A 13,757-nucleotide genomic window follows, 5' to 3' on the forward strand; every position below is an offset into this window, starting at 1 on the left:
CACGACCCGCGGATTAAAAGTCCGATGCTCTACCGACTGAGCTAGAGGCCCTCGACCCTCAAGCCTACTGGGCGAGCAGAGCAGGCGACCGCTCAGGGAAGCGGGGGATACTAGGACCCGCCGGCACCCGCGCACTGCAACGAGGAGGACGCCGTGGCAGAGGAACCCGAGCCCGCCGACGAGGCGACGCCGGCGCGCGAGGCCGCCCGGGAGCCGGCATCCGAGGGGCCGCCGTCGACCGACGTGATCCAGACGATCCAGCGACGCAACTGGACGAGGGGCGTCATCGCGGTGGTCGGGGCGATCGTCGTGCTCGTGGGCATCGGCTGGGGCGCCGGAGCGATCGCGAACAGCCTCGCACCGCCCGTGGCTGCGCAGCTCCTGGAGCAGATCCGGGAGTCCGCCGACGCGGAGTCGGCCACCGCGATCGACGGCCCGACGGCGAGCCTGCACTGGTCGGACTCGCTCGGGCAGGTCGTGTTCACCGCGTCGGGTCTGCCCGAGCTCGACGAGGGCGAGCAGTTCGAGGCCTGGTACGTCCGCGGGAAGGCCGTCTTCTCCGCCGGCACGTTCACCTCGACCGCCGGTGCGGCGACGGTCTCGCTGAACTCCGCGTTCCGGCCGGGCGACACGGTCGAGGTCACCGTCGAGAAGCGCGGCGGCACGAGCACCGGACCGACGAGCGATGCGGTGATCCGCATCCCGACGGACTGAACGGCGATTAGCCTGGGGGGATGACGGCGCGTCACCCTCGGCCCGTCCGCCGACCGGCCGAACAGCTGGACCAGCTTCTGCCCGCGACCGACCCGGCCGAGACGTCGCGGATCGCCCATGCGACGGCATCCGCGCTGCTGGCGCGCGTGCGGCAGGATCCGACGGATGCCGTCGTCGAGCGCCTCGTCTCGTTCACCGGCGAGCACGGGATCGACACGATCGCCGAACTGTGGTCGCACGCACCTGCGCGGACGCTCCCCGGTGCGTTGTGGCGGCTGTACCTGCTGCAGCTGATGATCCACGAGGATCCCGCCTCCGCGGCGCTGCTGTACGAGCGGGGGCGGGTGGCGGGACTGTCGCCCGACGTGGTGGTCGCGGGCGTGCCGGCGCCGGCCGCGCCCGAAGAGCTCGTGACGCTTATCGACACGATCCTGCGCGGTCTGTTCCGCGGAGACCTCGCCATCGCGCTGGAACGTGCCGCCGCGTTCTGCCGGGTGCAGGCTGCCGGAGCCGTCGCGATCGCCGACGACCACGACCCGACCGAGCCGGAGCGGGCCAGCGCGCTGACGACGAAGGCCCTGCGCCTGAGCACCTACGCGCACGACCTCGCCACGTGCGCGTGGCTGTGGCGGCGCGACGCGCTGACCTGACGCGCGGCGCGCTGCACGGCGAGGCGTTGTCCACCCCGGCATGGAGATGCCGGGCCGCAGAACGCCTCTCGGCGCGAGGCCGCTCGTAGCGGCAGAAGTTGGAGCCCGGGGTTACTGCGGCCCGGCCGATCCAGTGTAACCGAGCGGCGGCACCCGGCATTCCCGTCCCGCTTACAGGGCGAATCGGCATGACAGGCCACGGACGGCACAGATTGTCGCGATCGGCCCTGTAAGCGGGACGCGTACGCTCGGATCATGGCCTGGCGCTACGCCCTCATGATCGATCCCGCGTCCCGCGACGACCCCCGCACGGACTTCTCCGGGTCGTTCACGCCGGTCGACCCGTCCGCGCCGGCCCTCACGGTGGGGGAGCTGAGCACCCAGCGCGGCGACGGCATCTTCGAGTCGATCGGCGTCGTCGACGGGCATGCGCAGGAGTGCGAGGCGCACCTTGACCGCCTCGCGCACTCGGCCCGGCTGTGCGACCTTCCCGCGCCGCTGCTCGCCCAGTGGCGGCAGGCGATCGCGCTCGCCGCCGCCGAGTGCGGGCCGGGCGAGTCGGTGATCAAGCTCATCCTGAGCCGCGGGGTCGAGCACGGTCCGACACCGACCGCCTGGGTGACCGCCGCGACCGCGGGGGACTTCACCGATGCCCGCACCCGCGGCATCCGGGTCGTCACGCTCGACCGCGGCTACGGCATCCGCACGCCGGCGCAGGCGCCGTGGCTGCTGCTGGGGGCCAAGACGCTGTCGTATGCGGTGAACATGGCGGCGATCCGCGAGGCGAAGCGCCGCGGCGCGGACGACGCGATCTTCGTCACGAGCGACGGGTTCGTGCTGGAGGCGCCCACCGCGTCGCTCATCCTCCGCCGCGGCGACACGTTCGTCACGCCGGCGGCGGCCGGCGGCATCCTGCACGGGACGACCCAGGTGAGCGTCTTCGCCCACCTCGACGCTCGAGGCTTCGCGACCGCGTACGAGACCATCCCATCGGCCGAGCTGGCGTCGGCGGATGCCGCGTGGCTCGTCTCCAGCGTGCGGCTGGCCGCACCCATCACCGCGATCGACGGCGCCGAGATCCCGCTCGACGCCGAGCTGACGGCGTCGGTCAACGCCTATCTCCTGAGTCCGCGCGACTGACAGTGACGGCCGGGTCTGTCAACGACAGGTCGGTCGGCGAGCCCCCCGACTCGCCGACCGACCTTCCGAAACCCTACCCGAAGCGGCCGGAGACGTAGTCCTCGGTGGCCTGCTCGGACGGGGTCGTGAAGATCGTCGTGGTCTCGTCGTACTCGATGAGCTTGCCTGGCTTGCCGGTGCCGGCGATGTTGAAGAACGCGGTCCTGTCGCTCACGCGCGAGGCCTGCTGCATGTTGTGGGTCACGATGACGACGGTGTAGTCGTTCTTGAGCTCACCGATGAGCTCCTCGATCGCGTACGTCGAGATGGGGTCGAGCGCGGAGCACGGCTCGTCCATCAGCAGTACCTGCGGCTCGACCGCGATCGCCCGCGCGATGCACAGACGCTGCTGCTGACCGCCGGACAGGCCCGAGCCGGGCTTGTCGAGCCGGTCTTTGACCTCGTTCCACAGGTTCGCGCCCTGAAGGGACCGCTCGACGAGCGCGTCCGCGTCGGAGCGGGAGATGCGTTTGTTGTTCAGGCGTACGCCCGCGAGCACGTTCTCCTTGATCGACATCGTCGGGAACGGATTCGGGCGCTGGAAGACCATGCCGACCTGACGGCGCACGGCGACCGGGTCGACGCCCGGGCCGTAGAGGTCGTCGCCGTCGAGCAGGACCTCGCCCTCGACGCGGGCGCCCGGGATGACCTCGTGCATGCGGTTGAGCGTGCGCAGGAACGTCGACTTGCCGCAGCCGGACGGGCCGATGAATGCGGTGACGGTGCGGGGCTCGATCTGGAGCGACACCCCTTCGACGGCGAGGAAGTCGCCGTAGTAGACGTTGAGGTCGTTGACGTCGATGCGCTTGGACACGGGTATTCCTTTAGGCTCAGCGGCCGGTCTTGGGCGCGAACAGCTTCGCCACGAGACGGGCGAGGAGGTTCAGCACCATGACGATGAGGATGAGGGTGAGCGCCGCGGCCCACGCGCGGTCGGTGTAGGCCTCGGGCGGGATGCCCTGGTTCGCGTACTGGGCGTACGTGAAGACGGGGAGCGTCTGCATGCGGCCGTCGAAGAGATTGAGGTTGAGGGAGTCGGTGAAGCCGGCGGTGACCAGCAGCGGCGCGGTCTCGCCGATCACGCGGGCGATGGAGAGCATGATGCCGGTGGTGATGCCGGCGATCGCGGTGGGCATCACGACCTTGAGGATCGTGAGCCACTTCGGCACGCCGAGCGCGTACGACGCCTCGCGCAGTTCGTTCGGAACGAGCCGTAGCATCTCCTCGCTGGAGCGCACGACGACCGGGATCATCAGCACCGACAGCGCGATAGATCCCATGATGCCCAGGCGCACGCCCGCTCCGAAGAACAGCGCGAACAGGGCGTAGGCGAACAGGCCCGCGACGATCGACGGGATGCCGGTCATCACGTCCACGAGGAAGGTGATGCCCCGCGCGATACGCTTGCCCGCTCCGTACTCGACGAGATAGATCGCGGTCATGAGGCCGATCGGGATCGAGATGACCGCCGCGGCCAGGGTGACCAGGACCGTGCCCCAGATGGCGTGGACCGCGCCGCCGCCCTCGCCCACGACGTTTCGCATCGAGGACGAGAAGAAGAGCGCGTCGAAGCGGGCGATGCCGGCCGACACGACGGTCCACGACACCGAGATCAGCGGCACCATCGCGATGAGGAACGCGACCGTGACGAGGCCCGTGACGAACCGGTCGGTCGCCTTCCGGCCGCCCTCGACCAGCGACGAGAGCAGCGTGATGAGGGCGAGGTAGCCGATGGCCGACAGGATGAGCCAGCCGGCGACGTCGAGCCCATTGCCGCCGGCGGCGGCGAGCAGCCAGAAGACGAGGAGCATCGCGGCGATGACGCCCCCCAGGAGCGCCCATGGCGCCCAGTCCGGCAGGCGTCCGGAGCGCAGGGACGTGCGTGGCGTCACCTGGCGGGGTGCGGGAGCGGGTGCGGTGAGTGTCATGTCAGTTCGCTCCCGAGAATTCCTTGCGACGGCTCACGATCCAGCGGGCGATCGCGTTGACCGCGAACGTCACGACGAACAGGATCAGGCCGGTAGCGATGAGGACGTTGATGTTCACGCCGTAGGCCTCGGGGAAGGTGAGGGCGATGTTCGCGGCGATCGTGGAGGGGTTGGTGGAGGTGAACAGCTGCAGGCTCACCGTGCCGGTGGCGGAGAGCACCATGGCGACGGCCATGGTCTCGCCGAGCGCGCGGCCCAGACCCAGCATGGCGGCCGACACGATGCCCGAGCGGCCGAAGGGCAGCACGGCCATGCGGATCATCTCCCAGCGCGTGGCGCCGAGGGCGAGCGCAGCCTCTTCGTGCAGCCGCGGGGTCTGCAGGAAGATCTCGCGGCAGATCGCGGTGATGATCGGGACGACCATGACGGCGAGCACGATGGATGCCGTGAAGATCGTGCGTCCGGTGGCCGACACCTCGCCGCCGAAGAGCGGGAACCAGCCCAGGTGCTCGTTGAGCCAGGCGTAGGCGGGCTGAGTCGCGGGGGCGAGCACCAGGATGCCCCACAGGCCGAAGACGACCGAGGGGACCGCCGCGAGGAGGTCGACGATGTAGCCGAGCGCCTGAGCGAGGCGGCGCGGCGCGTAGTGGGTGATGAACAGGGCGACGCCGAGCGAGAGCGGCACCGCCATGATGAGCGCCAGGAGGGCCGCCCACACGGTGCCGAACAGGAGCGGCCAGACGTAGTCCCAGAAGTCGGTGGTCAGCAGGCTCGCGTCGGCGCTGGTGGCGGTCAGCGCCGGGACCGACTGGATGATGAGGAACAGGGCCACCGCGGCGAGGGTGGCGAGGATCATGGACCCCGCGAACAGCGCGGAACCCGAGAACCAGAGGTCGCCGGGGCGCTGCTTCGCCCTGGCCGGGGCGCTGGTGGCGGTCATGGGCGCGTCTTCCGTTCGTGCGATCCGGTCCGGGGCAGGGCTGCCCCGGACCGGATCGTCGTGCTCACTCGATGGCGTCGACCGCTGCTGCGGCCTTGGTGCGCAGGTCGTCCGAGATCGGAGCCGAGCCGGCGTTCTCGGCCGCGGCATCCTGTCCCTCGGAGCTGATCGCCGCGGAGAAGAAGCCCTTCACGAGCGCCGCGGTGCCGGCATCGTCGTACTGGGCGCAGCCGATCAGGTAGCTCACGAGCACGATCGGGTAGGCGTCCTCGGCGGTCGTGGTGCGGTCGATCTTGATGGCGAGGTCCGTGTCGGCGCGGCCCTCCTCGAACGGCGAGGCGTCGACGGCGATCGCGGCGCCCTCGGCCGAGTGGCCGACGAACGCGTCGCCCACCTTGACGCTGACCGACGAGATGCCGGTGGCCTGCGAGGAGTCGGCGTAGCCGATCGTGCCCTCGCCGCCCTTGACCGCATTGACGACGCCCGAGGTGCCCTGGGCGGCCTCGCCGGTGGCGGTCGGCCACTCCTCGACGGAGCCGGAGGTCCAGACGTCGGGGGCGTTGGCGGCGAGGTAGTCGGTGAAGTTGGCGGTGGTGCCCGACTTGTCGGAGCGGTGCACCGGCGTGATCTTGGTCGCCGGGAGGTCGACACCGGAGTTGGTGGCGGCGATGGCCGGGTCGTCCCACGAGGTGATCGTGCCGGCGAAGATGCCGGCGAGGGTCTTCGCGTCGAGGTCGAGCTCATCGATGCCGTCGAGCGTGAAGATCACGGCGATGGGGGAGACATAGGCCGGGATCTCCACGATGTCGGTGCCGTCGGCGCAGGCGCCGAACGGTCCCGCAGAGATCTCGTCGGTGGTGAATGCGCGGTCCGAGCCGGCGAACTGGACGGCGCCCGACTGGAAGGACTCGCGTCCGGTGCCGGAGCCCTGCGGGTCGTAGTTGACGGTGACGGCATCGTTCGCGCTCTGGAACTGTGCGGTCCAGGCCTGGATGGCGACCTGCTGCGAGGTGGCGCCGGAGCCGTTGAGCGTTCCCTCCAGCGACGAGGCGGACTCGCTCGTGGCGGGGGTGCTCTCGTTGCCGGCACAGCCGGCGAGGGAGAGTGCGGCGACGGTGGCGACCGCGCCGAGTGCGGCGCGGCGGTGGAGTTTCACGGATCGTTCCTTCGGGTCGGGTCGTGCCCGGGCGTCGGACACGACTCAGAACGTAGACAGCGACTCTTAAGAGAGTGCGCTGGCATGGTGAACGCCAGGTGAACGGCTCAGAACTTGGGGTCGTGCGTCTCGATCGACACGATCCCGGAGCCCGGGTTCGTGGCCGAGAGGTGCACGACCGAGAACGATCCCGGGGCCAGCGCCGAGGCGCTCTCCAGATACGACCCGCGCAGTGTGCCGGTGGCGAGCGCCAATTCCTCCAGGATGCCCGGCAGCACCGGTCGGTGACTGCACAGCACGGCGGGCTTTCGGGCCCTCACGCGCTTGCCGACAACCGAGCGGATATCGGCGCTGCCCGACTCCCACGCGTCCTGGCCGATCAGCGGGGTGCGCTCGACCTTGCGCCCGATCGCGGCGGACAGCGGAGCGACCGTGGTGACGCACCGCACGGCGTCGCTGGAGACGATCCGCTGCACACCGAAAGCGCGCAGCGGCCCGACGATCGCGTTCGCCTGTCGTGCCCCGCGCGCGGTGAGCGGGCGGGCCGCATCCGCACCCTTCCAGCCCTCGCGCGCCTTCGCCTTCGTGTGCCGCAGCACCACGACGGGGAAGGTGGCGAGGATGCCGTCGTCGACGAACGTGAGGAAGCTCTCCAGGATCTCGACGTCGACCGGGTAGCTCAGGTAGGTCAGTGCCCGTTTCGGGGTGACCCACTCCAGCGCGGCGATCTCGCGGTTGGGCACGAAGGCCGAGGCACGGATCGCCTCCTCGGTGGCCTCCGCCGACCAGTAGTGCACGATCTTCTGCCGCTTGTTCGGCATGCGATAGTGCGAGACGCCGACCGAGATCCCGAGTGCGACGCGGATGCCGGTCTCCTCGAAGATCTCGCGCGCCGCGGTCTGGGCGAGGGTCTCGCCGGGATCGACCTTGCCCTTGGGCAGGGTGACGTCGGCGTACGCCGTCCGGTGGATCACCAGGATCATGAGCCTGCCCTCGACCAGGCGCCAGACGACGCCGCCGGCCGCATATACCGCCGTGTCGGTCATCGCACCGCGCGAGGGCGCCGGCGGCGCTGGATCTCGGCCATCGTGTACTCCTGCAGGTCGGTGAGCGGCTTGCCCTCGGCGTCGACGCTGTGGCGCGTCCACTGGTCGTCGGCCCCGAGACGCCACGAACTCGTGTCGTCGCTCATCGCGACGTCGAACCAGTCCTGGATCTCCGTCAAGTGCTCGGACGAGGTCACCCGCACCAGCGCCTCGACGCGGCGATCGAGGTTTCGGTGCATCATGTCGGCGCTGCCGATGTAGACCTGCGGGTCGCCGTTGTTGTGGAACGCGAAGATGCGCGAGTGCTCCAGGTAGCGGCCGAGGATCGAGCGGACGGTGATGTTGTCGCTGACACCGGGGATGTCGGCCTTGAGGGAGCAGATGCCGCGCACCCAGACCTCCACGCGCACTCCGGCCTGACTCGCGCGGTACAGCGCGTCGATCATCTCCTCGTCGACCATCGAGTTGACCTTGATGCGGATGCGCGCCTCCTTGCCGGCCCGCGCGTTGCGGCGTTCCTTGTCGATGTGGCGCAGCAGCCCCTTGCGCAGGTGCAGCGGGGCGACCAGCAGGCGCTTGAACTTCTTCTCGATCGCGTAGCCGGACAGCTCGTTGAACAGGCGGGTGAGATCCTTGCCGACCTGGGGGTCGGTCGTGAACAGGCCGAAGTCCTCGTAGAGGCGGCTGGTCTTCGGGTTGTAGTTGCCGGTGCCGATGTGACTGTAGCTGCGCAGCATCCCGTCCTCCTCCCGGATGACGTGGAGGAGCTTGCAGTGCGTCTTCAGGCCCACCAGGCCGTACACGACGTGGACGCCTGCTTTTTCGAGCTTGCGCGCCCACACGATGTTGTTGGCCTCGTCGAAGCGCGCCTTGACCTCGACGAGCGCGAGCACCTGCTTACCGCGTTCGGCGGCGTCGATGAGGGCCTCGACGATCGGGCTGTCGCCCGAGGTGCGGTACAGGGTCTGCTTGATCGCGAGCACGTGCGGATCGCGCGCGGCCTGCTCCAGGAACGCGACGACGCTCGTGGTGAAGGACTCGTACGGGTGGTGCACGAGCACGTCCGCCTTGCGGATCGCGGCGAAGACGTCGGCGCGACCGCCCTGGTCGGCCGGCTGGAACGCCGCCGCGGTCCTCGGGATGTGCGGAGGATAGTGCAGCTCGGGCCGGTCGATGCGCGTGAGGGTGAACAGCCCGCGCAGGTCCAGCGGCTCGGGGAGCCGGTAGACCTCCTGCTCGGTGATGTCGAGTTCGCTGATCAGCAGGTCGAGCATGACGTCGTCCATCCGATCGGTGACCTCGAGCCGGATCGGCGGGCCGAAGCGGCGGCGCAGGAGCTCCGTCTCCAGCGCCTGGATGAGGTTCTCGGTCTCGTCCTCCTCGATGACGACGTCCTCGTTGCGGGTGAGCCGGAACGGGTGGTGACCGAGGATCTCCATGCCTGGGAAGAGGTCCTCCAGGTTCTCGGAGATCAGCTCCTCCAGCGGCAGGTACCGCGACGATCCGTTGCTGCCGGGGATCGGGACGAAGCGCGGCAGCATCGAGGGCACCTTCAGGCGCGCGAACTCCTGGCGGCCGGTCTTGGCGTTGCGGATGCGGATCGCGAGGTTCAGCGACAGCCCGGAGATGTAGGGGAACGGGTGGGCGGGATCGACCGCGAGCGGCATGAGGACCGGGAAGACCTGCGCCTGGAAGTAGTCGTACAGGTCGGCACGCTCCTGGTCGGACAGGCTCTCCCACGAGACGACCTCGATGCCCGCCTCGGCCAGGGCGGGACGCACGAGGTCCCGCCAGGCCTCGGCGTGGCGGACCTGGAGTGCGTGGGCCGTCGTGGAGATGTCGGTGAGCACGTCGTGCGGGGCGCGGCCGATGTTGGTCGGCACGGCCAGGCCGGTCACGATGCGGCGCTTGAGACCGGCGACACGCACCATGAAGAACTCGTCGAGGTTGCTCGCGAAGATCGCGAGGAAGTTGGCCCGTTCCAGCAGCGGCGTCGACGGATCCTCCGCGAGCTCGAGCACGCGCTGGTTGAACGCGATCCAGCTGAGCTCGCGATCGATGTAGCGGTGCTCCGGGAGCTGCTCGTCGTGGACCTCGACCGCCTCGTCGAAGTCGTCGTCGTCGGCGTCGCCCAGCCCGGAGTCGAGTGCTTCGGTTTCCATCATCCACTCATCATTGCAGGCGCGCCGATGCGATCGTGAACTCCGGGCCGGCGCTCGGGTCCTCAGGCCTGCGAGCGCGTGCGGGGCGCGGCGAGGCTGTCGTCCTCGTCGACGTTGAACCGGTAGCCCACGTTGCGCACCGTGCCGATGAGCTGTTCCAGGTCGCCGAGCTTCGCGCGCAGCCGGCGCACGTGCACATCGACGGTGCGGGTGCCGCCGAAGTAGTCGTAGCCCCACACCTCGCTGAGCAGCTGCTCGCGTGTGAACACCCGGGACGGGTGCGTGGCGAGGAAGTGCAGGAGCTGGAACTCCTTGTAGGTCAGATCGAGCGTCTTGCCGCGCACCTTCGCCGAGTACGACGACTCATCGATCGAGATGCCCGAGGTCTGCACGCGGGTGGACGGCTGCTCGGAGCTCTGACGTCCGAGCACGAGCCGGATGCGCGCGTCGACCTCGGCCGGTCCCGCCGAGGTCAGGATGACGTCGTCCAGGCCCCACTCCGTCGACACGGCGGTGAGCCCGCCCTCGGTGACCACGGCCACCAGTGGCGCGTCCAGACCTGTGGTGGTGAGGATGCGGCACAACGACTTCGCCGCGACCAGATCGACGCGCGCGTCGACGAGGATGACGTCGGCGCTCGGCGCGTTCACGAGCTGTGCGGGCTCGGCGCGGATCTGTCGCACGCGGTGACTGAGCAGCTCGAGGGCCGGCAGGGCGGCCCCGGCGACGGGGTCGGAGCTCAACAGAAGCAACTGGGCCACAGGGTAGTTCCCTCCCGGTGCGGCTGCACGCACCGTGCACCTATTGTAGGGCCGACGCGCACGCGTGTCCGGACGGACCTGCCCATCGGCGGCGGCGCGCGGGCCCCGTGTGCGTCACAATGGAGGCATGTCCGTGCCCGAGCTCGCCCCGCGTCGCACCTTCGGCGGTGTGGTCGCCGTCTGGATCGCCGCCGCTGTGCTGGCCGTCGCGATCGGGATCATCGCGCCACCGGACTGGCGCGCCGCGTGGATGGCAGTGGGGCTGGGCGGATGCCTCTTCCTGTCGTTCGTGGTGCAGCTTTCCTACGGCGTCGTCGCCGGATTCATCGAGCGGGTCGCAGCCGGCATCCTCGGTGCGCTGCTGGTGATGGGCTTCATCGGGGTCGGCTTCGGGCTGTCGACCCTCTTCGCCGTCTGAGGCAACACCGGCGGCGTAGAGTGGAGCCATGGACCTCGTCGCGCTCGAACTCTTCTTCGTGGGGTTGCTGGGACTCGCGTCGCTGGCGATCCTCTTCGTCTCCGGCGTCGTGATCAAGAACCTGTTCCGCGGCCAGCGCTGACATCGTGATCGAGCTGCCGACCGATCTGGCCGCCGACCTCGTTCCGTTGTCGTGGCTGCTGGGCGTGTGGGAGGGCACCGGCGTCATCGACTACCGGGCCGCCGGCCGCTCATTCGAGGGCGAGTTCGGCCACCGCGTGAGCTTCAGCCACGACGGCGGCGATTACCTCAACTACGCGGCGAGCGCGTGGATGGCCGCCGACGGCTCGCCCCTGGTCGCCGAGACCGGCTACTGGCGGCTCGTGCGCCCGGCCGCCGACGCCGACGCCGGCCCGGGACTGCTCCCGGCATCCGGTTCCGTCCGCCGCACCGCCGACGACGTCGAGGCCCTGCGCGCGCCCTCGGGCGGCTTCGACATCGAGGTCGCCCTGGTGCACTCCGACGGCATAGGCGAGCTGTACCTCGGCCAGGTGCGCGGCCCGCGCATCGACATCGCGACCGACGCGGTCGTGCGCCCCGAGAGCGCGAAGGCCTATACGGCGGCGACCCGCATGTACGGCCTCGTGGACGGGCATCTCCTGTGGGCGTGGGACATCGCAGCCCTCGGCGGCGAGTTGGCCTCGCACGCCTCCGCCCGGCTCGCGAAGGTGTCGTGATGGCAGTGACCGACGACGCGTTCGCACGGGTGTCCGGCGCCGTCGTCGACGCGGACGGCCTCCTCCACGTCGGCGACCCGCTGGGCGAGCAGCGCCGCCTCGCCGCAGGTGTCGCGCTGGCGCCGCTCGGAGACCGGGCGGTGCTCATCGTCTCGGGCGAGGACCGGCTCTCGTGGCTGGACTCGCTGACGTCGCAGTCGTTGACCGGGCTGCGGCCGGGGGAGAGCACGGAGCTGCTCGTGCTGGACCCGCACGGCCATGTCGAGCACGCGGCATCCGTCGTCGATGACGGCGAACGCACGTGGCTCATGGTCGATCGCTCGCACGCCGAGGCGCTGCGGGCCTGGCTCGTACGCATGCGGTTCCGCCTCAGGGTCGACCCGCAGGACGTGTCGGACCGCTACCGCGTCGTCGGCGGGACGCGGGGTGCGGTGGCGGGGCTCGCCGCTGCCGCGGTGTGGTACGACCCGTGGCCGGGCGTCATCCCCGGCGGGTGGGGCTATGCGGCGACCGATCCGCATCCGGGCCGGGAGCGGGACTGGGCGGAGGCGGTCGTCGAGGCGGCCGAGTACGAGCGGGTCGCGGATGCCGCGGCCCGGGGCGCGCAGGCCGTCGCCGGGCGCCTCGCGGCCGAGGCGCTGCGGATCGCCGCGTGGCGGCCGCGCGCGGCCACCGAGGCCGACGGACGGACTCTCCCGCACGAGGTTGACTGGCTGCGGACGGCCGTGCACCTGGACAAGGGCTGCTACCGCGGGCAGGAGACCGTCGCGAAGGTGCACAACCTCGGTCACCCGCCGCGGCGGCTCGTCGCGCTCCAGCTGGACGGCAGCGAGGGCATGCTGCCGGAGCCCGGGGCCGCCGTCCGGCATGACGGTGCCGAGGTCGGCGCCGTCACGGCATCCGCCCGCCACTTCGAGGAGGGCCCGATCGCCCTCGCGCTCGTCAAGCGCACGACCCCGGTCGACGTCCCGCTCACGGTCGAGGTGGGCGACGGCGACGGCCCGCCGCGCGAGATCGCCGCGGCGCAGGAGCAGATCGTGCCGCCCGACGCCGGGCGGACGGCATCCGTCCCGCGCATGCCGCGCCTGTCCCGTCGCCGCTGAGCCTCCGTCCTGTTCCCGTGACCGGGTTCACTTGTCCTGGATGCACGCCGGATGCGGCTTCAGACGTACATCCAGGGCAACCGAACATCGGGTCAGGGGGAGGGGGCGACGGCGGACCACGGCACCGTGAGCTCGCCCAGCCGCCAGCGGGCTCGACCGCTGAGCGGCCAGCCGGCCTCCGTCAGCGCCTGCAGCGCGGTGCGCCAGCGCTGCACCGGGCCGAACGTCGAGGAGGCGACCGCGCGCGTCCACTCCGCCTCCAGCGCCGCGAGGAACGCGTGCACGCGCTCGCCGTCCACGTTGCGGTGGATGAGCGCCTTGGGCAGGCGCTCTGCGGCCACGGCGGGGGTCTCCAGCCCGGTGAGCCGCAGCGACACCGTGAGCGTGCGGGCCACGGCATCCGGGCCCACCTCGATCCACGTGCACACGCGGCCCAGCTCGTCGCACGTGCCCTCGACGAGGATGCCGCCGGGTGCCAGCCGCGCCGCCATGCGGCTCCATGCGCCCGGCACGTCCGCCTCGTCGTACTGGCGCAGCACGTTCATCGCGCGGATGACCGCCGGCCGCCGGCCGTCCGGCGTCGGCACCTCGAAGCCGCCGCGCCCGAACGTCACCCGCGCGGCGGCGGCGAACGGCGTTCCGCCGGTGCGCACGGAGTCCAGCTGCGCCCGGGCGCGCTCGACGCGTGCCGGATCGATCTCCAGCCCGTGCACCTCGACGTCGTCGCGCACCCGCCGCAGGCGCGCTTCGAGCTCGAAGGCGGTCACGCCGCTCGCGCCGTAGCCGAGGTCGACCACGAGCGGGTCGGATGCCGTGCGCAGAGCCGGATGGCGGGCGATCCAGCGGTCCACGCGGCGCAGCCTGTTGGTGCCCGTCGTGCCGCGCGTGATCTGCCCGACGGGAGCGCGCGTCATGCGTCCATGATGCCAGCGGGCGCGTGAACCGCATGAGTAGGATGGCGCC

At 70.7% G+C, this 13,757-nt stretch carries 14 protein-coding genes; 6 read left to right on the forward strand and 8 right to left on the reverse strand.

All coding sequences use genetic code 11. From position 1 onward, the window contains the following. The first annotated feature begins 153 nt into the window (after positions 1-153). From QM641_RS08220 to QM641_RS08230, 3 genes are all read left to right on the forward strand, one after another. Positions 154-714: an anti-sigma factor gene (locus QM641_RS08220; RefSeq protein WP_415115323.1), complete on the forward strand. Its 561-nt coding sequence runs from the start codon at positions 154-156 to the stop codon at positions 712-714. 20 nt (positions 715-734) lie between these two features. Further along, the gene (locus QM641_RS08225) at positions 735-1,364 is read left to right on the forward strand and encodes a DNA-directed RNA polymerase subunit beta (RefSeq protein ID WP_415115325.1); all 630 of its coding nucleotides are present in this window, start codon (positions 735-737) and stop codon (positions 1,362-1,364) included. Positions 1,365-1,619: 255 nt separating this feature from the next. Then, the gene (locus tag QM641_RS08230; RefSeq protein WP_415115327.1) at positions 1,620-2,504 is read left to right on the forward strand and encodes an aminodeoxychorismate lyase; all 885 of its coding nucleotides are present in this window, start codon (positions 1,620-1,622) and stop codon (positions 2,502-2,504) included. Between the two features lie 73 nt (positions 2,505-2,577). On the opposite strand, the gene pstB is transcribed toward QM641_RS08230, so the two are convergent. From pstB to QM641_RS08265, 7 genes are all read right to left on the reverse strand, one after another. Continuing rightward, positions 2,578-3,357: a phosphate ABC transporter ATP-binding protein PstB gene (pstB, locus tag QM641_RS08235; protein WP_415115329.1), complete on the reverse strand. Its 780-nt coding sequence runs from the start codon at positions 3,355-3,357 to the stop codon at positions 2,578-2,580. A gap of 16 nt (positions 3,358-3,373) precedes the next feature. After that, complete coding sequence (pstA, locus tag QM641_RS08240; protein WP_415115331.1) at positions 3,374-4,471, reverse strand: phosphate ABC transporter permease PstA; 1,098 nt, start codon at positions 4,469-4,471, stop codon at positions 3,374-3,376. Position 4,472: 1 nt separating this feature from the next. Further along, entirely contained in the window at positions 4,473-5,411 is a 939-nt protein-coding gene (gene pstC, locus QM641_RS08245) for a phosphate ABC transporter permease subunit PstC (RefSeq protein WP_415115333.1), read from the reverse strand. 64 nt (positions 5,412-5,475) lie between these two features. Beyond that, positions 5,476-6,567 (reverse strand): phosphate ABC transporter substrate-binding protein PstS, encoded by a 1,092-nt coding sequence (pstS, locus tag QM641_RS08250; protein ID WP_415115335.1) that lies wholly within the window; start codon positions 6,565-6,567, stop codon positions 5,476-5,478. Positions 6,568-6,674: 107 nt separating this feature from the next. After that, positions 6,675-7,613, reverse strand: coding sequence for an NUDIX hydrolase (locus QM641_RS08255; protein ID WP_415115337.1), 939 nt, complete (start codon positions 7,611-7,613; stop codon positions 6,675-6,677). Further along, positions 7,610-9,778: an RNA degradosome polyphosphate kinase gene (locus tag QM641_RS08260; RefSeq protein WP_415115339.1), complete on the reverse strand. Its 2,169-nt coding sequence runs from the start codon at positions 9,776-9,778 to the stop codon at positions 7,610-7,612. Before QM641_RS08260 ends, QM641_RS08255 begins: the two co-directional genes overlap by 4 nt. Before the next feature lie 59 nt (positions 9,779-9,837). Beyond that, positions 9,838-10,536, reverse strand: a complete 699-nt coding sequence (locus QM641_RS08265) for a winged helix-turn-helix domain-containing protein (protein ID WP_415115341.1) — start codon at positions 10,534-10,536, stop codon at positions 9,838-9,840. Positions 10,537-10,663: 127 nt separating this feature from the next. Here QM641_RS08265 and QM641_RS08270 point away from each other — a divergent pair, with 127 nt between their 5' ends. The 3 genes from QM641_RS08270 to QM641_RS08280 all read left to right on the forward strand — a co-directional run bounded on the left by QM641_RS08270 (position 10,664) and on the right by QM641_RS08280 (position 12,794). Next, entirely contained in the window at positions 10,664-10,954 is a 291-nt protein-coding gene (locus QM641_RS08270) for a hypothetical protein (RefSeq protein WP_415115343.1), read from the forward strand. Between the two features lie 146 nt (positions 10,955-11,100). Further along, a complete protein-coding gene (locus tag QM641_RS08275) occupies positions 11,101-11,691 on the forward strand; it encodes an FABP family protein (protein ID WP_415115344.1) in 591 nt (196 codons plus the stop codon). Next, positions 11,691-12,794 carry a YgfZ/GcvT domain-containing protein gene (locus QM641_RS08280; protein WP_415115346.1) on the forward strand — a complete coding sequence of 368 codons (1,104 nt, stop codon included), beginning with the start codon at positions 11,691-11,693 and terminating at the stop codon, positions 12,792-12,794. Before QM641_RS08275 ends, QM641_RS08280 begins: the two co-directional genes overlap by 1 nt. Before the next feature lie 92 nt (positions 12,795-12,886). Here QM641_RS08280 and QM641_RS08285 read toward each other — a convergent pair whose 3' ends face one another. Then, positions 12,887-13,708, reverse strand: a complete 822-nt coding sequence (locus QM641_RS08285; RefSeq protein ID WP_415115348.1) for a class I SAM-dependent methyltransferase — start codon at positions 13,706-13,708, stop codon at positions 12,887-12,889. Positions 13,709-13,757: the final 49 nt, after the last annotated feature.

Source organism: Microbacterium sp., from assembly GCF_047605725.1.
Lineage (GTDB): Bacteria > Actinomycetota > Actinomycetes > Actinomycetales > Microbacteriaceae > Microbacterium.